Genomic DNA, 23,232 nt, shown 5'->3' on the forward strand with positions numbered 1-23,232 from the left:
AGAGAGATGTCATTTATATCCATCAATGAGATCGACCAGTTAATTAACGAGGACGTACCCTATATTGATTTGACCAGCTGGGTTTTGGGGGTCAGGGAACAGCCAGGGAAAATTTCTTATTTTACTCGAGAAGATGCGGTTGTCTGTGGTACTGAAGAAGTCAGTTCGATCTTTGAGCGCTTACACATCAAGACCGGATTGATGGTAGCCTCAGGGCAGAAAGTCTGTGCCGGTGATGAACTGATCACTGGTACAGGCCGGGCCGAAGATTTGCATAAGGCCTGGAAGGTGGGCCAGAATATTCTCGATAATTGTTCCGGAATCGCCACTAAAACCCGAAAAATGGTGGACATGGCTAAGCGGGTAAGCCCGAACACGGCGATCTTGACAACCCGGAAGGGATTTCCCGGAACCAAGGCATTGGCGATCAAGTCGATCATGTCCGGCGGAGCCATGCCTCACCGGTTGGGCTTGTCGGAAACCATTCTGGTGTTTAAACAGCATCTGAATTTTATTGGCGGGTTTGATGGCTTGTTGAAAAAAATGCCAGAGCTGAAAGCTGAATGCTGCGAGAAGAAAATTATTGTGGAAGCCACTACCCTGATACAGGCAATTGATCTTTGTCGAGCCGGTGTCGATGGAATCCAGTTTGACAAACTGACGGTGGAGGATCTGACCGAAGCGGTTAAGCAGCTGCGTAATGAATTTCCTGGTGTTGTGCTCCTGGCGGCGGGAGGCATCAATGAAACAAATATTACGGATTATGCCAGCACTCAGGTCAATGGCATTGTGACAACCTGTCTGTACAGTGCCAAACCCATTGATATTGGGGTCAAAATTAGTCAATAGCATCATTTTAAGATACAAGCGTTGTTGCTTGTATCTTTTTTTTGTTGATAGACCGATCATGGGACAGATATTGATTTAATAATTTGCATTATTGACATATGCTATTTATGGATTATAATGATTTATATACTGTAACGATTATTCATGTGGTGTGAAAAAATTAAGAAAAGAGCGGTGAAATGAATATGGAAGATAATAAAAGTCAATTGGTCAATGATTATGCGATTGAGAATTTCAAGAGTGGCTTAAACTGTGCAGAAAGTGTATACGATGCGTTATTACGTGCTGGCGTTTTAGATGTTCCCCGGGAAACGATCGCGATGTGTACCGGTTTTGGTGGCGGCATTGGACTTGTCGGCGAAACCTGTGGCGCATTATCAGCTGCCGTTATGGCAAACAGTGCGGTTTATGGTCGCAAGGATCCCTGGAGCATCGATGCTGAGATTCGTGGCCCTGAAGTCGGACAAAAATATTACCGGCGTTATAGCAATCTGGTCAGAGAATTTTGTGAAGCCAATGGTTGTGCAACCTGTCGTGATATCTGTGAGCCATTTGAAGATTGGAATGGAAAAGACCGTCGGGTGCACTGTATGAAAATGGTGGGAACAACGGCTCAACTAGCGTATAAATATCTGCAAATCCCTCAAAACGAAGCGTTCGAGATGCCATATGGCGAAAAAATGAGTGATAACAAAAAGCAGTAATTGTTGGGCAACGGTCGTGGTGTAAAAACATAATGGATAGAAAGTTCTCGAGATTATTCAGTAGTGATGCAAATTGAGAATCGACAATATATGTGAAGCTTGTACTCATTGACAGAAAGGACTAATTTAAAATGGGAAAAGAAGATCAACAATATGAAAATAAGGAGCCTTTTTCGGATCATGATATAAGCGAAAAGCATGCCGAGTTGGCAATGGCGTTATTCAGAAAAGGCTATAATTGTTCCCAATCTGTTTTTCTTGCTTTCTGCGATGAGTGTGGTCTGGACTTTGACTCGGCCGCCCGGTTAAGCTCATCGTTCGGTGCCGGAATGGGAAGATTGCGGGAAGTATGTGGTGCGGTAACTGGGATGTTTATGGTGGCAGGATTGCTTTACGGCTACAGTGATCCGGAAGATCAGGAGGGTAAAACTGAGCATTATGAGCGGATTCAATTGCTTGCGAATGCATTTGAAGACAAAAACCATACGATCATCTGCAGAGAATTATTAGGATTAGATCAAGGCAAGGACAGTCCGGTTCCAGAGTTGCGAACGGCAGAATACTATCAAAATCGCCCCTGTGAAGATTTAGTGGGGACGGCAGCAGCGATGATCGAAGAATACATCGCAGTACAAAAATTGCAAAAACAGGAATGATACCATGCACTAAGCTGGCAAAATCGGGAAGCTTAAGGCGAACAACCAAATTTAAATAGTTATTGACATATGTTTTTAAAGAGGTATAATAGTAATTATTAAAGACATATGTCAATAATGAACAAGGAGAAATAAATGAAAATTGTTATTCCCGCAGATGAAAAAGTTTTGGCTAGTGACGTGTGCATGTCTTTTGGACGGGCGCCATATTTTTATATTTATGAAACACTAACAAAAATGGGCGATTTCATTGAAAATGAAGCGGCCAACAGTCCTGGTGGAGCTGGTGTTAAAGCGGCCCAGATCGTTGCTGATAGTCACGCCGATGTTTTAATCACGCCCCGATGTGGAGAAAATGCCGCTGAGGTTTTTAAAGCGACTAAGCTGGAAATTTATAAAAGTAAGCCGGGCTCGATTCAGGAAAACATCAATGCGTTTATGGATAAAAAGTTAGTTATTCTTGATCAGTTTCACGCAGGGTTTCATGGCGTTGGCGGAAACTAAGTTATGAAAACGCAATTGATTAACGGGGTATCTCAGGGAACCCTTGGAATTATTTCGCGTAAAGTTGGCGATAAAAAAATCGTCGAGCGAATTCTTCAAAATGAGTTTACGGCAGTTGGTTTATGTCAGGGTGATGTAGTCAGAATGCTGGTAGCCAGTGATATTGCCGAAAAAACTTCAGACGTTGTTGTTACTGAAATATCAGGGGTTTGTCCGCAACATATAATTTGTCTGGCGATCCTGGGCGATGTAACATCAGTGGAAGCAGCTCTGGCAACCATAGAAAGTAGGTTGATGATTAAGTGAAATTAGCAGTTCTCAGTGGCAAAGGCGGAACCGGGAAGACCCTGGTATCGGTCAATCTGGCAGCAGTGGCCAAAGATTCCGTTTATGTTGATTGCGATGTTGAAGAACCAAACGGTCATTTGTATTTTAAACCCACCGAGATAGAAACTGAAACAGTAGCTATTAAAATTCCGATCGTTGACGAAGATCTTTGTCTTGGCTGCCGAAAATGTGTAGACTTTTGTAAATTCAACGCCCTCGCCGCTATTGTCAACAAGTTACTTGTTTTTGATGATATTTGTCACTCATGCGGGGGTTGTATCATGCTTTGTCCAAGCAATGCTTTGACCGAAAAGGACAAGGTCATTGGAGAAATAAAAACAGGTATTTCCGAAAAGGTCAAGGTGATTTCCGGTATTTTAAATACCGGTGAAGCATCGGGAATACCTATTATCAAAGAACTGATAAAAAAAACAGCTGATGAAAAAAGAATGACATTGATTGACTGTCCTCCGGGCAGTGCATGCATTGTAATGGAAAGTATTCAAGATGCGGATTATTGTATACTGGTGGCTGAACCTACGGTTTTTGGTCTACATAACCTTCAATTGGTTTTGGAGCTCGTTAAGCTTTTTAATAAACCTTATGGTGTCGTTATTAATAAATGTATGGAAAATGAAAATCTGATTGAAACGTTTTGTATTGAAAACGAAATTAAGGTGTTAAGTAAAATTCCGTTTGAAAGTGACTTGGGAGCGATTAATTCCGATGGTGAAATTGCGGCCAAAAGCGAAAAATACATTGGATTATTTTCCGAGTTGCTACAAGCAGTCGTTAAGGAGGCAGAACATGAAACAGTTACTCATTCTTAGCGGCAAAGGCGGAACTGGGAAAACAACCCTGGCTAGTGCATTTATTAAAATGGCACAGGCAAAAGTTTATGCTGATTGTGATGTGGATGCCCCAAACTTACATCTTGCTTTAAAGCATTTGAGCCAACCAAAGAGAAATGATTTTTATGGGATGCCGAAGGCGGAAATCAATCAGACGTTGTGTGCAAAATGCGATCGATGCATTGAAAATTGCCGCTTTGATGCAATATCAGCGGATGATGATGGCTATCACGTGGACACCTTTGCCTGTGAAGGCTGTGGTGTTTGTGAAATGCTTTGTCCGGTTCGGGCGATCAGCTTAAAACCCCATATTGCTGGTGAGCTGATGCTTTATCATGAAGATGTCGTCTTTTCAACTGCTCAGCTCAAAATGGGCAGTGGGACATCCGGGATGCTGGTCTCGGAAGTTAAAAAGCAAATGAAATCGGTTGATGTCGGTGCTGATCTGGCCATTATTGACGGATCGCCAGGAATCGGCTGCCCGGTGATTGCTTCCATCAGTGGGGTGAATATGGTGTTGATCGTTGCTGAACCATCTGTATCTGGAATCAGCGACATGGAGCGCATCATTAAAACAGCCCAGACCTTTCATACAAAAACAGTTGTTTGTGTGAACAAATACGATACAAACCTGAAAAAAACAGAAGCGATTATTGAGTATTGCAAAGAGCGAGATATCCCCTATATGGGGAGTATTCCATATGATAAAAATGCTGTTAAAGTCATTAATCAGGGGCTCACCATTGTAGACGTTTTTTGTGACGCGGGTTTTGCGGCTCAGGAAGTATTTAACAATACTTTAGAGGCGTTATTAAAAAAATAAGAAGAATTGTTCAACAGATAAAGATTAGACAAGTGTACGGTCACGAGTCCCGTAGCTGATGATATCATTGGTTTTGCAAATCGATGATATCGGTTAATTTAATATCATTGACAGAGAAACATTCTGATGATAAATCAAAACATAAGAGGAGAATTTACATGAGTGAAAGTTGTGATCAAGCCTGTGGGTCTTGTGGGGAAGAATGCGAAGATCGAAAAGTCGACTTTTCGGAACAACCCCATGAATTAAGCAGGATAAAGAAAGTAATCGGGGTGGTCAGCGGTAAAGGTGGGGTTGGTAAATCCATGGTTACAACTCTTTTGGCTGTAACCATGAAGCGAAAAGGTTACAGTACGGCCATCCTGGATGCAGATATTACCGGGCCATCCATTCCAAGAGCCTTTGGCATTAACGATAAAGCCCGCTCAACCGAATTGGGGTTATTTCCCATCGCAAGCAAAACTGGTATCGAAATTATGTCCATCAATTTATTATTGGAACATGATACCGATCCAGTAGTCTGGAGAGGTCCTATTATTGCCAACACTGTTAAACAGTTCTGGACCGACGTAATCTGGGGCGATGTAGACTACATGTTTGTGGATATGCCGCCAGGTACCGGTGATGTTCCATTGACCGTATTTCAGTCTTTACCAGTGGATGGGATTATTATTGTGACATCTCCCCAAGAGCTGGTTTCGATGATCGTTGCCAAAGCCGTCAAAATGGCAGAAATGATGAATGTTCCGGTTCTTGGATTAGTTGAAAACATGTCCTATTTCCAATGTCCGGATTGCGCTAAAAAACATCAGCTCTTTGGCGACAGCCGAATTGAAGAGGTGGCGAAACAACATGGTATCGATGTGGTGGCAAAAATGCCGATTGATACATCATTGGCTGGCGCCTGTGATAAAGGGTTAATTGAATTATTTGATAATAATTGGTTGGATCATATTGCCGAATTTTTAGAATTAGAAGTGGATTTAGAAGAAAATTTAAAAGAAAATGGAGAAGAGCAAATGAAAATAGCAGTAGCAAGTGATAATGGTTTGGTTTCAGGGCATTTTGGACATTGTGAGAGTTTCATGATTTATGATACCGTGGATGGCAAGGTTGTTAAAACCGAAGCGGTTCCCAATCCTGGACATAAACCGGGATTTTTACCAGTTTTCTTAAATGACAAAGGTGTTAATGTTATCATTTCTGGTGGTATGGGCGGCGGCGCAGTGGATATTTTTAATGAAAAAAATATCGAAGTAATTACTGGTGCTCAAGGCAAGGCAGAAGACCTTGTCAACAGTTATCTTTTAGGAGAACTTAAATCGACAGGATCTGTTTGTCATGAACATCAGCATCATGATGAGTGTGGCGAATAAACAAAGTTTTTAAATTTTAATAAAATATTTGTGTTGAGATCCCTGTTTTTAGGGGGATTAAGCAGATAAGGAAAAGGAGCATGCACCGCTTAATATACATTATTCGGTGCATGTTTATTATTTTATCTTAAGAAAGCCCGTGAAAAATGAATATAATTATTGACATATGCTATTCATGTATTATAATATTTTCGTTGTTAGCATATGTCAATAATTATGCAAATAAAAAAGACAACCCTAATCGGAGGTATTATTATGAAAATTGCATTACCAACTCGAGAAAATTTAATTGATGGCCATTTTGGTCACTGTGAGTATTATACTGTGTTCACCATTGATGATAGCAGCAAAGAGATACTAAATCAGGAAACACTTGCATCACCGGCAGGCTGCGGCTGTAAATCCAATATTGCCACAACCCTGGCAGATATGGGTGTAAGTCTTCTGCTGGCTGGCAATATGGGTGAAGGCGCGGTCAATGTATTAAGTCGATCCGGAATTGAAGTGGTTCGGGGCTGCTCGGGAGATGTTAAAGAAGTGGCTTTAAGCTGGCTGGCCGGAGCGGTAATGGATTCCGGAGAAATGTGCCATGCCCATGATGAAGGACATGAATGTCAGCACTAAGTTCTGGTACAATCAAATTTGACAAGGAGTATTAATCGATGTCCAGACCTGTAAAATGGAAAAAAGTATGTTGTCTGCCGGAAACGGATTTATTTGGACCTCTCAATGCCAAAAATACAGAAGAGGGCATCATTACGATGTCGGTTGAGGAATATGAAACCATCCGTTTGATAGACCTGGAAGGGCTGCTTCAGGAAGAGTGTGCCGAAAGTATGCATGTCGCGCGAACAACGGTTCAAAAAATATATAATGATGCCCGTAAAAAACTGGCGGATGCGTTAGTGAATGGCAACGTCTTAAAGATCGAAGGCGGAAATTATAAATTGTGTGAAGAAGGTCAAGAAAACTATGGCTGCAGCCGCTGCCGCAAACGTCGGGCAAATGCGCGTTGTGATAAAGCGCAGCTTTAAGAAATAAGATCAATAATTTAAGCGATGAAAGAGGAGAATTTTTATGAGTGAAGATTGTAGTCAATCCTGTGGATCATGCGGTGAAGAATGCGGAGATCGAAAAGTCGATTTTTCAGAACAACCCCATGAATTAAGCAGAATCAAAAAAGTAATCGGTGTCGTCAGTGGGAAAGGGGGGGTTGGTAAATCCATGGTAACCTCTCTAATGGCGGTAAGCATGAAGCGGCAGGGATATAATACCGCCATTCTTGATGCCGATATTACCGGTCCCTCGATTCCCAAAGCCTTTGGAATAAAAGAAAAAGCCATGCCCACAGACTTAGGTTTATTTCCAATTTCAAGCAAAACCGGGATTGAAATCATGTCTATTAATCTGTTGCTGGAACATGACACCGATCCGGTTGTCTGGCGCGGGCCAGTGATTGCTAACACCGTTAAACAGTTCTGGACCGATGTGATCTGGGGTGATGTGGATTATATGTTTGTGGACATGCCACCGGGAACCGGCGATGTGCCATTAACGGTTTTTCAATCGCTACCGGTGGATGGCATTATCATCGTTACCTCACCTCAGGAGTTGGTTTCAATGATTGTTGCCAAGGCTGTTAAGATGGCAAAGATGATGAACATTCCAGTGATTGGCCTGGTTGAAAATATGTCCTACTTTGAATGTCCGGACTGCGATAAAAAGCATTATTTATTTGGCGAAAGCCGCATTGAAGAAGTGGCCAAACAGTATGGAATCGAGGTCGTGGCAAAAATGCCCATTGATTCATCACTGGCTGGCGCCTGCGATAAAGGGCTAATTGAATTGTTCGATAATAATTGGCTGGATCACATCGTTGAAACTCTTGAAAAGAGTGAAAAAATAGACGAGTTGTTTTCCCCAGAATTTGTCGGTCTTGACACACCGAATCATGAGGGCAGCCGAGTTTAGGAAACATTTTCACAGGACATCAAAAAAAGAGTTAAACTAGTTATTGACTAATGTTATTAATTAGTGTAAACTACCGTTAGATTAATCGTATTGAATAGAAATAAGCCAATGAGGCATTTACTCCTTGAAAGGAGTTGTGTTTTGTTGGCTTTTTTGTAAATACGGATAAATGATCAAACAAATAATATAATTGCTCAGACCTGCTTTGAAAAAGGGTTTCCATTTATGAAAAATGTTATAAAGGGGCTTTTGTATGTAGAAAAACAGTTTTATTATGGCGACAACCATGTGTCTGAAGACTCACTTATGTGGGTCTTTTATTTTTTGAAAAACTAAGGAGAAAAGCAAAATGAATCAAGAATTATGGGAAAAATCAGTTGAGTTTCACGGACATCATTGTCCCGGGTTGGCCATTGGGGTGAGAGCATCACAGGAAGCCATTAAGGCACTTAGTATTTCATTTTCAGAAGATGAAGATGTTGTTTGTATCACTGAAAATGATGCCTGCGGCGTTGATGGGGTTCAGGTTATTTTAGGATGCAGCGTGGGCAAAGGCAACCTGTTATTCAGAAACCGGGGAAAACAGGCCTTTACATTTTTCAATCGAAATACCGGAGAAAAGATCAGACTGGTATTAAAAGCTCTGCCGGAAATGGAACGGGATGAAATGGAAAACTATATTCTTACCGAACCGGATGCCAGCAAAATATTTGACTTTAAAACCCCAGAATATGAATTGCCGGAGCGGGCCCGGATTTTTCAGAGTGTGATCTGTGAAGAATGCGGCGAAAAAACGGCTGAGCACATGATTCGGCTGGAAAACGGCAAAAAAGTCTGTGTAGATTGCTCTAATCCATATACCCGCGGATTTTAAAATAATTTAGGATCAGCAGATAAGTCTGAAGCAAATTGAAAGAGGAAAAAATAAATGAAAAAAATAGTAGCGGTTTTATTGAGTTTAATGATGATTGTTATCTTTGCGGGTTGCACCAATACAAAAGCAGAGACCACTAAGAGTGAGGCGACCACAAAGGTAGTGACCGATAGTCTGGGTCGACAGGTGAAAGTACCGGCTGAGATCGATAGTGTGGGGTCGCTTGGGGTGATGCGGTTGCTAACCTATATGGATGCGGTGGATCTGGTAAAAGGCGGAACCGATATGGACAATGTTCAAGTGCTGACCCGTCCCTATACCCTGGTTAATCCCAATTTTGCAACGATGGCTCAAATTGGTCAGGGTGGTTCGGGTGGAATTGTTCCCTTTGATGAGGAAATCATCAAATTGGCCCCCGATGTGATTTTTGTGGTGTCGGATTACACCCAGGCTGATGAATTGCAGGCCAAAACCGGCATCCCTGTGGTGGCGGTTGCCAGTCCCGGATTATTTGATGGAAAAATGAGCGCTTCGATGGATATTATTGGTCAGGTATTGGGCAAAGAAGATCGGGCCAAAGAAGTCAATGCATTTATGGATGCGGCTCAAAAAGATCTTAATGACCGAACCAAAGACATTCCGGAAGCTAGCCGTATCTCGGTATATAATGGCGCCTTGAATTTCAAAGGTAAACATGGTTTTGATGGCACCAGCGGGAATTACGGACCCTTCGTGGCTATCAATGCCAATAACGTGGTTGATCAAACGGGACAAAAGACCGCTTTTACTGTGGATCTGGAACAGGTATTAGCCTGGAATCCAGAAATTATTTTCCTGAATCCGGAAAACATGGATCTCGTCAACGAACAATATACTCAGAATCCAGACTTTTTCAGCTCGCTAAAAGCAGTGCAGAACAACAAGGTTTATACTCAATTAGCTTACAACAATAATTATACCAATGTGGAGATTGCTTTGGCTGACGCCTATTATGCAGGTACGGTGGTTTATCCTGACAAGTTCAAGGATATCAATATCGAGCAGAAAACTGACGAAATTTTCGAATTCCTGTTGGGGGAAAAACTGTATTCAAAATACGTAGCAGCCGGTCAGGGCTTTGGGCCGCTGACAATTGGCAAGTAAAAAAATGGACAACAAAAAAAAGACAGCCTGCGGCGTTAATTATGATCAATACGTTCACCGCAAGGTTTTGACCCTTGTAACGCTACTGATACTGACATTTCTGACCGCTATTTTTGCCATATCTGCCGGATCGGCCGATATTCCGGTCACGGAAGTACTCAAGGCATTATTTGGATTTGGGGCGGCAAAAAATGTGTTGGTAACCGTTAATATCCGGTTACCGCGGATTCTGATGGCCATTGTATCGGGCATCGGTCTGGCCGCCGCTGGCTGTGTGATGCAAAGTATTTTAAGAAATCCTCTGGCATCAGCATCGACCCTGGGGATCTCCCAGGGGGCTTCTTTCGGAGCTGCCATTGCCATCACTTTCCTGGGTGGTGGAACAGTGATGGGAAATACGGCCAGTGCCGTGACGGTTAATAACCCGTACTTAACCAGCACCTGTGCCTTTCTAGCTTCGATGTTTGTGACCTTTGTGATCCTCGGTTTATCCAAGGCTAGAAAGGCCTCGCCAGAAACTATGATACTGGCCGGAGTAGCCCTCAGTTCTTTATTTGCCGGAGCAACGGCACTGCTTCAATACTTTTCCTCAGATGTTCAGATGGCGGCCATTGTTTTCTGGACTTTTGGGGATCTGGGGCGAGCCAGCATGCAAAATATTCAGGTAGCAGCAGTCGTGACTATTGCCTCATTGATTTACTTTATGTTTAACCGCTGGAACTACAATGCGCTGGAATGTGGCGAACATACCGCCACCGGTCTGGGAGTCAATGTCTCCCGGGTCCGTCTGATCGGGATGACGGTGGCCTCTCTGACGGCAGCAACGATTGTTTCCTTTGTGGGGATCATCAACTTTATCGGTTTGATTGCCCCCCACATCATGCGACGTTTTGTCGGCAATGATTATCGCTATTTATTGCCGGCATCAGCCTTAATGGGGGCGCTGATGCTGCTGATCAGCGATACCTTTGCCCGGCTGATTATTTCACCAGTTATTCTACCGATCGGAGCCATTACCTCATTCCTGGGAGCTCCGTTATTCTTATATCTGATATTTAAAGGAGTTGGTCATCATGCTGAAAATTGATGCGTTGGAATTTGGGTATCGATCCAATCGAAAAATTCTGGATCACATTGAATTTGACGTTGCCAATGGCGAATGTGTAGCGATCTTGGGTAATAATGGGGCCGGAAAAAGCACCATGTTAAAGTGTCTGAATAAGATTATCGCCCCCCAAAAAGGCCGGGTGGTCGTGAATGAGGCAGATATTCTCAAGATGACGCGACTTGATATCGCCAAAAATACGGCTTATGTCGCCCAGAAAAGCGAAGGTAGTCGCATCACCGCCTACGATGCCATCTTATTGGGCCGAAAACCCTATATCAAACTGGCACCTAAAAAAGAAGATTACGAGATTGTCGAAAAGATTATTAAAAATATGGAATTGGAAAAATTTTCGCTGCGCTATATCGACGAGCTAAGCGGTGGGGAATTGCAGAAGGTTATGATTGCCCGGGCGCTGGCCCAGGAACCAAAGGTGCTGCTCTTGGATGAGCCCACCAGCTGTCTTGATCTCAAGAACCAGTTGGAGGTACTAAAACTGATCCAGAACATTACCAAAGAAAAAGAAATTGCCGTAGTTATCGTGATCCACGATCTGAACCTGGCGCTGCGGTATTGTGATCGGTTCCTTTTTTTGAAAGACAGTGAAATTTTCTGTTACGGCGGAATGGACGTTATGACATCCGAAAACATCGGTGCCGTCTACCAGGTCCCCGTCGCCGTCGAATCCTATCAAAACCAGAAAGTCGTGATTCCCTTAACCTGAATATAAGAATAACTCTGGTTTATTTGTTGATACCAGAGTTTTTTTATTAAAAGTGCAGCAAGCGGCTTTGGCGAGAAAGCTCGCTTTCGCAGACAATGACATTTGCTGCACAATCATACGAGCGTAGTGAAACGAGCAAGTTCTGATTGCCATTGATCTAAATAATACGATTGTCGTTCGTGGTGAATTCTGATAAAATAAAAGAAAACCCAAGGAGGTTCGTTTTTATGTCAGCTTTCAAAAATACCGCACCGGTTGTTTGGTTATTAATATCCATTGCAGTTTTCATCGGTGGGCTGATTATGCTGCTTGACGTTAAACTGGCCTGGGGTATTATGGTAATGGGCATGTCGATTATGCTGATTATCGTTGGGGTTATGTATCTTTCAGCCATTTTTTTAAAAAAGAATGAAAGTAAATTTAAAGAGCTCGGCATTGGATTACTTTGTATCTTAGGTGGGATCTTTGTCTATTCCTATCCCCAATTTCTCAAAGGACCTTTCAGTTTTGCAGTGGGAATGCTCGGGATCATCATCGGCTGTTTTGTCCTGATCAGCAGTTTGAAACTAAAAAATGACGGAGCACCCTGGGCTTGGACCCTACTGGTGGCCCTGGTGTATATCGGGCTGGGCATTGACATGGCTTTTTTTGCCACCACTGGTCGGCTGTTTGGGATCATTTTTGGAATTTATCTGATCTTTTTTGCCATTAATGTTTTTGGCGATGCCCTGGTCAGCTTAATGAAGCACAATGACGGAGCGCAAAAAGCCAAAAAACATCTGCGAGTGACCCTGCCGCTGGTTTTTGCAGCATTTTTACCGATGCGGATGTTGAAAAAAGTGAATCAACTGGTGGAAGAAGAACCGGATGCGCTGTTGCTATTGGAAGACCACACCATTGAACGAACTACTGATATGGAGATTTTTATCCATACCAAAGAAGGATTGATCCCGGGGATGGGACATGTGGACGCCTCCATCGGGGCGAATGTTTACAGTTATGGAAATTATGATGACTCCACCTGGAAACTGGGCGGATTTTTAGCAGATGGGGTTCTGGTTGAAATGCCCAAAGCCGAACATGTTAAACAGGCCTTAAAAGTCGAAAAGAAAATCTTGATGGGCTATGGCCTCGCTCTGACCCCGGAACAAAAAAAAGGTGTCCAAGATCAATTGGACAACCTCCTTTCTCAGGTGCTTCCCTGGGAACCGAAGGCAGAACAGGCGGAAAAGGGGGAAATCGAAGGAAGTCCACAGGATTTTGAGGATGTTTCCAGTCAGCTCTATAACGACGCCAAAGCCAGCTTTTACAAATTTCAGCAGGGCAATGAATTCAAAACCTATTATGCTCTGGGCACCAACTGTGTTAAGCTGGTGGATACCATTGTCGGTAAAACCGGAATCGATCTGATCAAGGTTAACGGCATTATTACCCCCGGAGCCTATCTGGACTATCTGGATCGTCTCTATGACCGCGGGGATTCCATTGTGGTTTCCCGGACCCTGTATCAGGATATTGAAAACAACCTGGAAAAGGATGCAGTAGAAGAAGCGCTGGTAAGTTCTAAAGAAGCTTAAAATGATTGTTGGTGTATTCGATGGTGCCCTCTTTTTGCAGCTTGGAAAGAACCCGGGATAGGGCGCTGCGGTCTACACATAGAAAATCTGCCAGCTCATTGCGGCTAAAGGGAATCTCAAAAGCGAGGTTTCCTTTTTTTTCGGCCTGCAGCGATAAATAAGAAAGAACCTTATCCTGAATCGTTCGCCGTGATAATAACTGGTTTTTATTACTGAGCAGAATATTCTTTCGGGCCAGAATTTTCAATAGATTTTCGATCAGGTGGTTGTGAAAAATGCAGGAGTTGGGACAGGTGTTAATAACCCGTTCGATCCCCAGAAACATCACGGTCGTATTGGTTTTGGCCAACACAGTCACCGGGCTTTCCTTAATGCCAGCACTGGCAAAGGCTTCACCGAAAATATGGCTGGGACTTAATTCGGTGAGAATGGAGCGATTACCATAATAATCCTCTTGAATTACCTGAACTTCTCCAGATAAAACGACACCAACAGCGGTCACTGGCTGACCAGTCAGCAGGACGATTTCCCCCCGGTCATAGTTTTTTTCCTCACCGCCCAGACATTGAAGCATAGCCTCGAGATTTTCATCAATGCCATCAAATAATTTGACTTTTCTTAAAACTTCTATATTTTTATTCATAATTTCCCTTTATGTTGCATATGCAACGGTAGTTTTGGGTAGATTATATTATGATTGGTTCAAGAAATCAATACACGATATTCCAGGGAGGAAAAAAAGATGATACGAAAAATAATTACAATAGATGAAGAAAAATGCAATGGCTGTGGATTATGCGCCGAAGCCTGCCATGAAGGAGCCATTGGAATGGTTAATGGTGTAGCAAAATTATTAAGAGACGATTACTGTGACGGATTGGGAGACTGTCTGCCAAGCTGTCCTACCGGGGCGATCACCTTTGTGGAACGGGAAGCGGCAGCTTACGACGAAGCCGCTGTTCTGGAAAATATGAAAAAGAAAGAAGCAACACAAAACAGTGGTGAGAAAAAAGCAGGCGGATGTCCGGGAACCCATGCTAAAACCATTGTCCGGGAAAACGTAGCAGAAGATGATGGTTTGGAACCACTGGCATGCGGATGCCCCGGCTCCTCATCAAAGGCAATTGTTCGGGAAACTGCTGCAGCGGAAAAACCTGTGGTAGCAGCTCCTGAATCGCAATTGCGACAATGGCCGGTTCAAATTAAACTGGCTCCGGTTAATGCACCCTACTTCAGCGGCGCTCACCTGTTGATTGCGGCAGATTGTACCGCCTATGCCTATGCCGGTTTTCATAATCGCTTTATCAAAAATAAAATTACCTTGATTGGTTGTCCCAAGTTGGATGCCGTTGACTATGCTGAAAAGCTGACTGAAATACTAAAGCTTAATGACATTAAAAGCGTCACTGTGGTGCGAATGGAAGTTCCCTGTTGCGGCGGCATCACGGCAGCGGTTACTACAGCGCTCCAGAATTCAGGGAAAATGATACCTTGGCAGGTATTAACGGTCACCACTGATGGAAAAGTATTAGAAAATGCCTAAAGCACCATCGTAAAAAACGATAAATTACAGGAATGAGTAGAAATATTATCCATGCTGTTCCGGCAAAAGAATAATCTGCGATATATTCAATTGATATTTTTCCTCAATTGAGGGAATGAACTAAGATAAGTGGATCGCGATTAATTTCAAATATCTAACCTACCGATAAAAATTTGTCCTCTAATTTGTTACCTAAAAAATACAGCCATATCCCAAATCTCCGGGGATATGGCTTTTTAAATTTAAAAACAGAAGAATAGGGTCTATTAATGAACGAAAATAAAACGTATTTCAAATGTGCAAACAGAGACGAATCGTAAAAAAAGTACAGGAATTACCATGGTTTCGTAAACCTTTGCAGAAGTTGGGAAAAAATAATTTGATGAGGCCTTAATTTGAGATTAATATGTCAAAGTTCTGTTGTAAAACGAGAATGATTATGATATGATAGCCCTGTCGATACATATATATACAAGTTGACAAAATACGAATTTTTCCTGTTGAAAAATCAGTGATAATAACATACACTGATTAAAGAAAATTGACCGGGGAAACGATAATGGAGGAAAACATTATGGCTTTTAATATTGCAGTTGCAGGTAAAGGTGGCGTTGGAAAAACAAGTCTTACCGGTATGCTTATTGAATATTTAGTTGCAGAAGGTTTGGGTCCTATTTTAGCAGTGGATGCCGATGCCAATGCAAACCTTAACGAAGTGCTAGGGGAAGAAGTGGAACTTTCCATTGGTGAGATCAAAGAAGAAGTAAACCATGCCGAAATGGATGGGGTACCACTGCCTCCAGGCGTAACCAAAACTGACTTTTTAAGACTGCGTTTAAATCAGGCAGTCGCCGAAGGCAATGGTTATGATCTTCTGGTTATGGGCCGCAGCCAGGGTGCCGGCTGTTATTGTTACGTCAATGGAATTCTGAAAACGCAAATCGATATGCTGGCAGGAAATTATCAGTACATCATCGTCGATAACGAAGCTGGGATGGAACATCTAAGCCGGGGAACACTTGGTAAAATCGATATGCTCATTCTGGTCAGTGACTGTTCCCGTCGCGGGATTCAGGCCGTTGGCCGAATTAAAGAGCTGGTTACCGAACTGAAACTAAAAGTACCGGTGATCAAGCTGATCGTTAACCGGGCGCCTGATGGCGTTTTAAACGAAGGAACCGCCGAAGAAATCAAAAATCAGGGCCTTGACCTGATTGGGGTTGTGCCATTGGATCAAAATGTTTTTGAATATGATGCCTATGGTAAACCACTGGTTCAGTTACCTGCTGATTCACCAGCCAAGGTTGCCTTAAGAGATATTGTCAAGAAACTGGAAATTATCAAAAACGGCAAAAAATAGATAAAATAGATTTTAAATAACAAACGGGGCTGGTATCCAGCCCTTTTAGACGGAAACTGCGGAAAAGGGGAGATTGTTATATGAAAAAGGTACGATTTAATATCAAAGGAAAAAGAACGGTTGATTTAATTGCAAGCGATGGAGAAAACTTACTGGAAGCAGCCAGAAGAGCCGGTGTCATGATTGACTCACCCTGCAGCGGGAATGCCACCTGCGGTAAATGCAAGGTGAAGATTGGATCGGGTCAGGTTAAAACTGAAAAAACCAGACATATTTCTGAGGAAGAAATGGCCAACGGGATCGTTCTTTCCTGTAATGCAACCATCATTGAAGATATCGAGGTGGAAGTACCAGATTTAGCATCTTCTTTTGTAAACGAAATGCAGATCACCGATCTGTCAAATAACGAAAATAAGAACATCAAATACGTTCGCAAGAAAATGATTAAAGAAGGTATGACCAATGCCAGCCGACTCTGGTCGGAGATCATCCAATTGCCATGCCCCAGTATTGAAGATAACAGTGCCGATGAAGATCGGCTGAAGCTCTATTTCAAACAGAATCTTGGCTATGAAGACATAACCATCAGTTTGAATGTGATGAAAAAACTGCCGGATGCCTTCAGGAAAAATGATTTTTTAATCGAAGTCGTTTATTTAAAACGTCGGGAAGTAGCTGAAATTCTCGATGTCAAACCGGCTAATAGCGAAAAATCAGTGCTTTACGGGATCGCTCTGGATATTGGTACAACTTCTGTATCAGCCTGTCTGGTGGATATGAATACCAATGAGATTTTGACAAAAGCTTCGATGGGTAATGCTCAGGTTAAATACGGGGCTGATATTATCAACCGCATTGTTTATTCTGAAAAGCCTGGCGGATTAGAAAACCTTCGCCATGCCATCGTTGATGAGAGTATTAATAATCTGATCGAGAAGATGGTCAAGACTGTCGGTATCAACAAAGAAGATATTTATGAAGTTTGTGCCGCGGGGAATACCACCATGAATCACCTGTTATTGGGATTAAATCCCGATTATTTAAGACGTGAGCCATTTATCCCGGCCATCAATGACATTCCCGAAATGAAATGTGCCGAGTTGGGGATCAATGTTAATCCGGAAGGAAAAATATATCTGGCCCCATCGGTCGCCAGCTACGTTGGCGGCGATATTACTGCCGGCGTCTTTGCCGTACCGGTATGGATGCGGGAAGACTTTACGATGCTGGTAGATCTGGGAACAAACGGCGAAATTGTCTTTGGCAACAAAGACTTTTTAATGACTTGTGCCTGTTCGGCCGGACCGGCTTTTGAAGGCGGAGAAATCAGCTGTGGTACAAGGGCCGTGCCGGGCGCCATTGAACAAGTCACCATCAATGAAGAAGATTTAAGACCTTTTTATAATACCATTGGTCATGTCAGCCCAGTGGGAATCTGTGGATCAGGGATTATCGACTTAATTTGTGAAATGAAGCGAACCGGTATTATTAATGGCAAGGGTCGAATGGAACGGGATCTTGATCATCCCCGGATCAAATTTGATGAATACGGAATTGGCCAATACTATCTCTATTCCAAAGAATTGGATAATGGCTCAAAAGATATCTATATTACTGAAATTGATATCGACAGCTTTATCAAAGCCAAAGGAGCTGTTTTCTCGGCCATTTATATTTTGATGGAAAGCCTGGATATGCCCATCGACGTCCTGGAAAACATTTATGTTGCCGGGGGCATCGGGACCAATCTGGATATCACCAACGCCATAGCCCTGGGGATGCTGCCAGATATCCCAGTGGAAAAGTATTTCTATATCGGCAACAGCTCGATGCAGGGATGCTATCTGGCCTTGACCCTCAGTGAGGGAAAAGACAAGATTCGGGAAATATCACAAAATATGACATACATGGAATTAAGCGTTCACCCGACCTATATGGATGAATTCATCTCGGCATGCTTTATTCCTCATACCAATATGAATTTATTTCCCTCGTTAGAAAGCTAACATGGAAAACTAAAACAGGAGATTTTGAATGGAAAATACGTTACGGGATGAAACCGCAATTGAAGAGAAAAGAAAAGATAAAATACCCTACGAACATTACAAAGGCCTATTAAAAGACCAGGATCCCGAGACCATCGCTAAAAACAGCACCTGTCCTTATGATGAAGAAGGTGGCTTTTTTACAGCTACCCTGATGGGGACCCCTTACAAGGTCGCCTATCCTCAGGGAGATGTGACCGATATGGACGGACAGGACTTTGATAATTATAAACTGAAAACCATGATCTTACGTTATCTGATCAATGCCACAGGGGTCAAGGCCACCGGCGAAAATATTGCCTACCGGGATGTTTCCGGTGGTAATGTCTATTTTGCCTGTTTTGAAGGCCGATGTCTCAAACGTTTTGCTTTTACCTTCAATTACAATATTGACGGATTAAAGAAGGCGATGGCAGTTCTAAACGCCGAGCCACAAAAACTGGGAGATTTATCCTGGCGTTTTGAGGTCATTAATAATATGTTTATGACCGTAATTTTATGGATCGGTGATGATGAATTTCCACCAGAAGCACAAATACTATTTGACGCTAACTTCCCCAGTGCCTTCAGTGCCGAGGATATGGCAGTGATGGGCGATATTTTTATCCCGGCATTAAAAGAACTTAGTAAGAAATAATGAAGCAATCAAAAATACATGATATTGATCCCCATTTTTCGGAAAGCAGTTATGTCATCAACCGTGATTTATTCAAAAACTATGATCCCGATGAGATGAGCAAAAATTCGCTTTGTCCCTACGATCCGCAAAATGGGCGGTTTGAATTGACCGTCCTAGGTGAATCCTATTTTATAGACTACCCCAGTGGTATGGTTGTGAATGCCCAGGGCGCGGAATTTGATAATTATTCCGTCAAAATTTTTATTCTCAGATATTTAATGAATGCCAACGGAAAAGAAGCGACCAATGAATGGATCAGTTTTAAAGAATTTCCCGATGGCCCATTATACTATTCCAATTTTCATAAACGCTGCATTCAAGTTTTTGCACAAATAGGCAACGAAATGCCAGAACATTTAAAAAATTATATGAATATGCTAGAAGCCGAGACCTACGGCAAAGGAGATCTTTCCTGGCGGTTCACAGTGACAACCGGAGTTGATATCATCTGGATTTTATGGTTTGGGGACGATGAGTTTGAAGCGGAAGCCCAAATATTGTTTGATAAAAAATTAACGGACGTCTTCAACATTAAAGATTTAGCAATTTTAGGTGATGTTTTAATGATTTCGTTGAAAACCTTTACTTTCTCTTTAGACTCTAAAAAAAATTAGGATAAATTTTAGAAAAATGCCGAAAATTAATTGACAAACTTTTAACTAATATAGTACAATCTGTGTATACTTATATATACAGGTAAAAAGCTGTAGAATATGTAATGGTTTTAATTTGGTTTTAAAGTGTCATGCTTTGAAATAAATATTTTGAAAAAAGGTAACAGGTTAGGAGGAAACAAAAAAATGCCATACAAAAAAGCAGAACAAAAATTTAGTGGCAAGATCAACGTATGTGAGATAGGTGTAGGAGATGCAGCTATCAGCATAGGTGGAGAAAACTCATTACCATTTTTAGGTACTGAAGGATTCAAGACCGCAGTTGGAATCGCAATCTCAGATACCACCGATGAGTGGGCAGATTGCTTTGGAACAATTTACGGTGATGATCTTAAAAATCCAGCAGCTTTAGCAAAAGCAGCAGTAGAAAAATCAGGTGCTGATTTCTTGTTAATTAAACTTGAAAGTGCTGATCCAAACGGCGCTGATGCATCAGTTGAAAGCTGTGTTGCTACAGCTGTAGCAGTAGAAGCTGCAATTAACGTACCTTTAGTTGTAGAAGGATGTAAAAACGCAGAAAAAGATGCTAAGTTATTAGAAGAAGTAGCTAAAGCTCTTGAAGGAAAAAATGTCGTTTTATTCTCTGCAATAGAAGATAATTACAAAACAATCGGTGCTGCCGGCGGAATGGCTTATGGTCAAAAAGTATCAGCTGAATCTGCAGTAGACATCAACCTTGCAAAACAATTAAACATCTTATTAACACAACTTGGTGTTAAGAGCAAAGATATCATCATGGATGTTGGAACAGCAGCAGCCGGTTACGGTTTTGAATATGTTGCTTCAACCATGGATCGTATTCGTCTGGCCGGCCTAGGTCAAAATGATGAAGCTTTACAGATGCCAATTATGACCAATGTTTCTAACGAATCATGGGGCGTAAAAGAAGCGGTTTCCACAATTGAAGATGCACCAGAATGGGGCGATCAGGAAGCACGTGGTATCGGTATGGAAGTTTCGACAGCAGCAGCTTGTGTTGTTGGCGGATCAAACGCTATCATCGTAAGACATCCAGAATCAGCTAAAACAATCAAAAGTTTAGTTGCTGGAATCATAGGTTAGGAAAGGAAGGCGAATACAAATGGCAGTAAAAGGTTTAGATATTTTTAAACTCACACCTAAAACAAACTGTAAAGAGTGTGGTTTCCCAACATGTATGGCTTTCTCAATGAAAGCCGCTACCGGTGGTGTTCCCATCGAAAAATGTCCATACATTTCAGAAGAATCCAAAGAATTATTATCAGAAGCAACTGCTCCTCCAATGAAATCAATCAAAGTAGGATCTGGCGAAACTGAAAAAACTCTTGGTGGCGAAACTGTATTATTCAGACATGAAAAAACATTAGTCAACAAAAACTTATTTGCAGTTGAATTATCAGATGCAATGAGCGATGCTGATGTTGATGCAGCTTGTGCAAAATTACAAAAAGTAAACTATGAACGAATTGGCGAAATGATGTTCGTTGAAGTTGTAGCTGTGCGTTTTGCAGCAGATGCAGCTAAATTTGCAGCTCTTGTTAAAAAAGTTGCTGAATGCGGCAAAATTCCAATGATCGTTACAACTGATGCTGAAGTAGCAAAAGCAGCGGTTGCTGGCGCTGGCGCTGGCGCAATTATCATGGGTGCTACTAAAGATAACGCAGCAGCTATGGTTGACGTAGCTAAAGCAGCAGATGCTGTTCTTGGTGTTTCTGCAGACAGTATTGAAGCATTACACGATTTAGTAGAAGAAATCGAAAAAATGGGTTATAAAAACCTGGTATTAAATGTCGGCGAAGCTTCAATCAAAGAAGCCTATGCAAATGCAGTTGATATCCGTACCGCAGCAATCAAAGGCAATGACCGAACATTCGGATATCCATCAGTAGTATTTGCTAACAAATTGGCAGCTGGTAACACCAACCTGCAAATTGCTTTGGCTTCTGCTTTTGTTCTACGATATGGTTCAATCATCGTTATGGAAGAAATGGACTTCAACGCTGCTTTACCACTGTTTGGTTTAAGACAAAATATCTTTACAGATCCACAAAAACCAATGCGTGTTGAACCTAAGGTATATGAATTCAACAAACCAACCGGTAATGATCCAGTTCTGGTTACCGTTGACTTCGCATTATCTTACTTTGTTGTTGCTGGTGAAATCGAACGATCTAAAGTTCCTGCTTACCTGGCAATTCCAGATGCTGGTGGTTACTCAGTTCTTACTGCTTGGGCTGCTGGTAAATTTGGTTCTTCTGTTATCGCTAACTTCATTAAAGAAGCCGATGTTGCCAGCTTAACTACCTCTCGTAAGTTAATCTTACCAGGTAAAGTTGCTGTACTTCAAGGCGATTTAGCTGAATTACTGCCTGAATGGGAAGTAATCGTTGGACCAAACGAAGCAATGCAATTACCTAAGTTCTTAAGAGATATGCAAGCATAATATTAATCTGTGTCCGGGGTTATTCCCGGACACACCTAAACATTTTTTCAATTTGAAAGGGGAACAATATGTCAAAATTCATGGTTATTGGTGAAAGAATTCACTGTATTTCTCCTGCAATCCGTCAGGCATTTGCAGATAGAAATCCAGAACCAATTCTTTTAAGAGCAAAAGAACAATTAGATGCTGGTGCAGACTACTTAGATTTAAACATCGGACCTGCTGAAAGAGGCGGCGAAGAGTTAATGCAATGGGGTGTTAAATTACTCCAGGAAAACTTTGATAATGTGCCAATCGCGCTTGATACAGCTAACATGAAAGCGATTGAAGCTGGTATTCAGGTTTATAACCGATCAAAAGGAAAACCAATCGTAAACTCTGCAGATGCAGGCGACCGTATTGAATATGTTGATTTAGCAGCAGCTAATGACGCTATGGTTATCGCTCTTTGCTCTAAAGAAGGTGTACCAGGAAATAATGACGAACGTATTGCTTACTGTTCAGAATTATTAGAACGTGGTATGGAACGAGGAATGGAACCAACAGATTTACTGTTTGACCCATTATTCATCGTAATCAAAGGAATGCAAGATCAATTAGTTGATGTTTTAGAAGCAATCCAAATGATCACTGACATGGGCTTGTTAACAACTGGTGGATTAAGTAACGTATCTAACGGTGCGCCAAAACATATTCGTCCATTATTAGACTGTGCTGTTTTAGCAATGGCTATGCAGTGTGGATTCAGCTCTGCAATCGTTAATCCTTGCGACAAACGATTACGAGAAACAATCGTAGCTTGCGATATTATCAAAAATAATATCCTTTATGCAGATTCAGTTCTCGAGTTTTAATTTAGATACCTTTTTAAATCAATAAAACAGGTATTTGAAAATACTCAATAAAAAAAAGCCCCCGACCACAATTCATCACTTGCCGCACAAGATAAGATGAAGGTCAGGAGCAAACAACTATGTATAATGTATCACTCACCTACATTGTATAACATTTAACAATGTTTGTAA

Annotated in this window: 25 protein-coding genes; 24 read left to right on the top strand and 1 reads right to left on the bottom strand. The window is 41.9% G+C overall.

Going from position 1 to position 23,232, the window contains the following annotated elements:
* Nucleotides 1–6 precede the first annotated feature (6 nt).
* The 16 genes from modD to ABGU93_RS13460 all read left to right on the top strand — a co-directional run bounded on the left by modD (nucleotide 7) and on the right by ABGU93_RS13460 (nucleotide 13,484).
* Complete coding sequence (modD, locus tag ABGU93_RS13385; protein WP_347413944.1) at nucleotides 7–849, top strand: ModD protein; 843 nt, start codon at nucleotides 7–9, stop codon at nucleotides 847–849.
* 179 nt (nucleotides 850–1,028) lie between these two features.
* The gene (locus tag ABGU93_RS13390) at nucleotides 1,029–1,553 is read left to right on the top strand and encodes a C-GCAxxG-C-C family protein (RefSeq protein ID WP_347413945.1); all 525 of its coding nucleotides are present in this window, start codon (nucleotides 1,029–1,031) and stop codon (nucleotides 1,551–1,553) included.
* A 212-nt stretch (nucleotides 1,554–1,765) separates the two neighbouring features.
* A complete protein-coding gene (locus ABGU93_RS13395) occupies nucleotides 1,766–2,209 on the top strand; it encodes a C-GCAxxG-C-C family protein (protein WP_347414001.1) in 444 nt (147 codons plus the stop codon).
* Between the two features lie 135 nt (nucleotides 2,210–2,344).
* The gene (locus ABGU93_RS13400) at nucleotides 2,345–2,713 is read left to right on the top strand and encodes a NifB/NifX family molybdenum-iron cluster-binding protein (RefSeq protein WP_347413946.1); all 369 of its coding nucleotides are present in this window, start codon (nucleotides 2,345–2,347) and stop codon (nucleotides 2,711–2,713) included.
* Between the two features lie 3 nt (nucleotides 2,714–2,716).
* Nucleotides 2,717–3,019, top strand: coding sequence for a BMC domain-containing protein (locus ABGU93_RS13405; RefSeq protein WP_347413947.1), 303 nt, complete (start codon nucleotides 2,717–2,719; stop codon nucleotides 3,017–3,019).
* A complete protein-coding gene (locus ABGU93_RS13410; RefSeq protein WP_347413948.1) occupies nucleotides 3,016–3,870 on the top strand; it encodes an ATP-binding protein in 855 nt (284 codons plus the stop codon). Before ABGU93_RS13405 ends, ABGU93_RS13410 begins: the two co-directional genes overlap by 4 nt.
* Nucleotides 3,848–4,714: an ATP-binding protein gene (locus ABGU93_RS13415; protein WP_347413949.1), complete on the top strand. Its 867-nt coding sequence runs from the start codon at nucleotides 3,848–3,850 to the stop codon at nucleotides 4,712–4,714. Before ABGU93_RS13410 ends, ABGU93_RS13415 begins: the two co-directional genes overlap by 23 nt.
* A 158-nt stretch (nucleotides 4,715–4,872) precedes the next feature.
* The gene (locus tag ABGU93_RS13420) at nucleotides 4,873–6,090 is read left to right on the top strand and encodes an iron-sulfur cluster carrier protein MrpORP (RefSeq protein WP_347413950.1); all 1,218 of its coding nucleotides are present in this window, start codon (nucleotides 4,873–4,875) and stop codon (nucleotides 6,088–6,090) included.
* Between the two features lie 255 nt (nucleotides 6,091–6,345).
* Entirely contained in the window at nucleotides 6,346–6,714 is a 369-nt protein-coding gene (locus ABGU93_RS13425; protein WP_347413951.1) for a NifB/NifX family molybdenum-iron cluster-binding protein, read from the top strand.
* Between the two features lie 38 nt (nucleotides 6,715–6,752).
* Nucleotides 6,753–7,124: a DUF134 domain-containing protein gene (locus tag ABGU93_RS13430; RefSeq protein ID WP_347413952.1), complete on the top strand. Its 372-nt coding sequence runs from the start codon at nucleotides 6,753–6,755 to the stop codon at nucleotides 7,122–7,124.
* Between the two features lie 43 nt (nucleotides 7,125–7,167).
* Entirely contained in the window at nucleotides 7,168–8,061 is an 894-nt protein-coding gene (locus ABGU93_RS13435) for an Mrp/NBP35 family ATP-binding protein (protein WP_347413953.1), read from the top strand.
* Between the two features lie 349 nt (nucleotides 8,062–8,410).
* Nucleotides 8,411–8,935, top strand: coding sequence for an FmdE family protein (locus ABGU93_RS13440; RefSeq protein ID WP_347413954.1), 525 nt, complete (start codon nucleotides 8,411–8,413; stop codon nucleotides 8,933–8,935).
* A 54-nt stretch (nucleotides 8,936–8,989) separates the two neighbouring features.
* Complete coding sequence (locus tag ABGU93_RS13445; RefSeq protein ID WP_347413955.1) at nucleotides 8,990–10,078, top strand: ABC transporter substrate-binding protein; 1,089 nt, start codon at nucleotides 8,990–8,992, stop codon at nucleotides 10,076–10,078.
* A 4-nt stretch (nucleotides 10,079–10,082) separates the two neighbouring features.
* Complete coding sequence (locus ABGU93_RS13450; RefSeq protein ID WP_347414002.1) at nucleotides 10,083–11,165, top strand: iron ABC transporter permease; 1,083 nt, start codon at nucleotides 10,083–10,085, stop codon at nucleotides 11,163–11,165.
* The gene (locus ABGU93_RS13455; protein WP_347413956.1) at nucleotides 11,152–11,907 is read left to right on the top strand and encodes an ABC transporter ATP-binding protein; all 756 of its coding nucleotides are present in this window, start codon (nucleotides 11,152–11,154) and stop codon (nucleotides 11,905–11,907) included. Before ABGU93_RS13450 ends, ABGU93_RS13455 begins: the two co-directional genes overlap by 14 nt.
* Before the next feature lie 227 nt (nucleotides 11,908–12,134).
* Nucleotides 12,135–13,484 (top strand): MFS transporter, encoded by a 1,350-nt coding sequence (locus ABGU93_RS13460; RefSeq protein WP_347413957.1) that lies wholly within the window; start codon nucleotides 12,135–12,137, stop codon nucleotides 13,482–13,484.
* Here ABGU93_RS13460 and ABGU93_RS13465 read toward each other — a convergent pair.
* On the bottom strand, nucleotides 13,471–14,127 hold the full coding sequence (locus ABGU93_RS13465; protein WP_347413958.1) for a Crp/Fnr family transcriptional regulator: 657 nt from the start codon (nucleotides 14,125–14,127) through the stop codon (nucleotides 13,471–13,473). The two genes, ABGU93_RS13460 and ABGU93_RS13465, sit on opposite strands and share 14 nt — an antisense overlap.
* A gap of 99 nt (nucleotides 14,128–14,226) precedes the next feature.
* Here ABGU93_RS13465 and ABGU93_RS13470 point away from each other — a divergent pair, with 99 nt between their 5' ends.
* The 8 genes from ABGU93_RS13470 to acsE all read left to right on the top strand — a co-directional run bounded on the left by ABGU93_RS13470 (nucleotide 14,227) and on the right by acsE (nucleotide 23,061).
* Nucleotides 14,227–15,027 carry a 4Fe-4S binding protein gene (locus tag ABGU93_RS13470; protein ID WP_347413959.1) on the top strand — a complete coding sequence of 267 codons (801 nt, stop codon included), beginning with the start codon at nucleotides 14,227–14,229 and terminating at the stop codon, nucleotides 15,025–15,027.
* Between the two features lie 574 nt (nucleotides 15,028–15,601).
* Nucleotides 15,602–16,387 carry an AAA family ATPase gene (locus ABGU93_RS13475; protein ID WP_347413960.1) on the top strand — a complete coding sequence of 262 codons (786 nt, stop codon included), beginning with the start codon at nucleotides 15,602–15,604 and terminating at the stop codon, nucleotides 16,385–16,387.
* Between the two features lie 80 nt (nucleotides 16,388–16,467).
* Nucleotides 16,468–18,393 (top strand): corrinoid activation/regeneration protein AcsV, encoded by a 1,926-nt coding sequence (gene acsV, locus ABGU93_RS13480; protein ID WP_347413961.1) that lies wholly within the window; start codon nucleotides 16,468–16,470, stop codon nucleotides 18,391–18,393.
* 28 nt (nucleotides 18,394–18,421) lie between these two features.
* The gene (locus tag ABGU93_RS13485) at nucleotides 18,422–19,069 is read left to right on the top strand and encodes a DUF3786 domain-containing protein (protein WP_148636685.1); all 648 of its coding nucleotides are present in this window, start codon (nucleotides 18,422–18,424) and stop codon (nucleotides 19,067–19,069) included.
* Complete coding sequence (locus ABGU93_RS13490) at nucleotides 19,069–19,725, top strand: DUF3786 domain-containing protein (RefSeq protein ID WP_347413962.1); 657 nt, start codon at nucleotides 19,069–19,071, stop codon at nucleotides 19,723–19,725. The genes ABGU93_RS13485 and ABGU93_RS13490 overlap by 1 nt, the downstream gene beginning before the upstream one ends.
* Nucleotides 19,726–19,911: 186 nt before the next feature.
* Nucleotides 19,912–20,847, top strand: coding sequence for an acetyl-CoA decarbonylase/synthase complex subunit delta (gene acsD, locus ABGU93_RS13495; protein WP_347413963.1), 936 nt, complete (start codon nucleotides 19,912–19,914; stop codon nucleotides 20,845–20,847).
* 19 nt (nucleotides 20,848–20,866) lie between these two features.
* Nucleotides 20,867–22,207: an acetyl-CoA decarbonylase/synthase complex subunit gamma gene (gene acsC, locus ABGU93_RS13500; RefSeq protein ID WP_347413964.1), complete on the top strand. Its 1,341-nt coding sequence runs from the start codon at nucleotides 20,867–20,869 to the stop codon at nucleotides 22,205–22,207.
* 68 nt (nucleotides 22,208–22,275) lie between these two features.
* The gene (acsE, locus tag ABGU93_RS13505) at nucleotides 22,276–23,061 is read left to right on the top strand and encodes a carbon monoxide dehydrogenase/acetyl-CoA synthase methytransferase subunit (RefSeq protein ID WP_186894088.1); all 786 of its coding nucleotides are present in this window, start codon (nucleotides 22,276–22,278) and stop codon (nucleotides 23,059–23,061) included.
* Nucleotides 23,062–23,232: the final 171 nt, after the last annotated feature.

Origin of the sequence: Acetobacterium sp. (genome assembly GCF_039830195.1) — a bacterium.
In the GTDB taxonomy this organism is placed as follows: Bacteria; Bacillota; Clostridia; order Eubacteriales; family Eubacteriaceae; genus Acetobacterium.

Coding starts and splice junctions, on each gene's coding strand:
- modD (WP_347413944.1), top strand. CDS start 7: ATGTCATTTATATCCATCAATGAGATCGACCAGTTAATTAACGAGGAC.
- ABGU93_RS13390 (WP_347413945.1), top strand. CDS start 1,029: ATGAATATGGAAGATAATAAAAGTCAATTGGTCAATGATTATGCGATT.
- ABGU93_RS13395 (WP_347414001.1), top strand. CDS start 1,766: ATGGCGTTATTCAGAAAAGGCTATAATTGTTCCCAATCTGTTTTTCTT.
- ABGU93_RS13400 (WP_347413946.1), top strand. CDS start 2,345: ATGAAAATTGTTATTCCCGCAGATGAAAAAGTTTTGGCTAGTGACGTG.
- ABGU93_RS13405 (WP_347413947.1), top strand. CDS start 2,717: ATGAAAACGCAATTGATTAACGGGGTATCTCAGGGAACCCTTGGAATT.
- ABGU93_RS13415 (WP_347413949.1), top strand. CDS start 3,848: ATGAAACAGTTACTCATTCTTAGCGGCAAAGGCGGAACTGGGAAAACA.
- ABGU93_RS13420 (WP_347413950.1), top strand. CDS start 4,873: ATGAGTGAAAGTTGTGATCAAGCCTGTGGGTCTTGTGGGGAAGAATGC.
- ABGU93_RS13425 (WP_347413951.1), top strand. CDS start 6,346: ATGAAAATTGCATTACCAACTCGAGAAAATTTAATTGATGGCCATTTT.
- ABGU93_RS13430 (WP_347413952.1), top strand. CDS start 6,753: ATGTCCAGACCTGTAAAATGGAAAAAAGTATGTTGTCTGCCGGAAACG.
- ABGU93_RS13435 (WP_347413953.1), top strand. CDS start 7,168: ATGAGTGAAGATTGTAGTCAATCCTGTGGATCATGCGGTGAAGAATGC.
- ABGU93_RS13440 (WP_347413954.1), top strand. CDS start 8,411: ATGAATCAAGAATTATGGGAAAAATCAGTTGAGTTTCACGGACATCAT.
- ABGU93_RS13445 (WP_347413955.1), top strand. CDS start 8,990: ATGAAAAAAATAGTAGCGGTTTTATTGAGTTTAATGATGATTGTTATC.
- ABGU93_RS13450 (WP_347414002.1), top strand. CDS start 10,083: ATGGACAACAAAAAAAAGACAGCCTGCGGCGTTAATTATGATCAATAC.
- ABGU93_RS13455 (WP_347413956.1), top strand. CDS start 11,152: ATGCTGAAAATTGATGCGTTGGAATTTGGGTATCGATCCAATCGAAAA.
- ABGU93_RS13460 (WP_347413957.1), top strand. CDS start 12,135: ATGTCAGCTTTCAAAAATACCGCACCGGTTGTTTGGTTATTAATATCC.
- ABGU93_RS13465 (WP_347413958.1), bottom strand. CDS start 14,127: ATGAATAAAAATATAGAAGTTTTAAGAAAAGTCAAATTATTTGATGGC.
- ABGU93_RS13470 (WP_347413959.1), top strand. CDS start 14,227: ATGATACGAAAAATAATTACAATAGATGAAGAAAAATGCAATGGCTGT.
- ABGU93_RS13475 (WP_347413960.1), top strand. CDS start 15,602: ATGGCTTTTAATATTGCAGTTGCAGGTAAAGGTGGCGTTGGAAAAACA.
- acsV (WP_347413961.1), top strand. CDS start 16,468: ATGAAAAAGGTACGATTTAATATCAAAGGAAAAAGAACGGTTGATTTA.
- ABGU93_RS13485 (WP_148636685.1), top strand. CDS start 18,422: ATGGAAAATACGTTACGGGATGAAACCGCAATTGAAGAGAAAAGAAAA.
- ABGU93_RS13490 (WP_347413962.1), top strand. CDS start 19,069: ATGAAGCAATCAAAAATACATGATATTGATCCCCATTTTTCGGAAAGC.
- acsD (WP_347413963.1), top strand. CDS start 19,912: ATGCCATACAAAAAAGCAGAACAAAAATTTAGTGGCAAGATCAACGTA.
- acsC (WP_347413964.1), top strand. CDS start 20,867: ATGGCAGTAAAAGGTTTAGATATTTTTAAACTCACACCTAAAACAAAC.
- acsE (WP_186894088.1), top strand. CDS start 22,276: ATGTCAAAATTCATGGTTATTGGTGAAAGAATTCACTGTATTTCTCCT.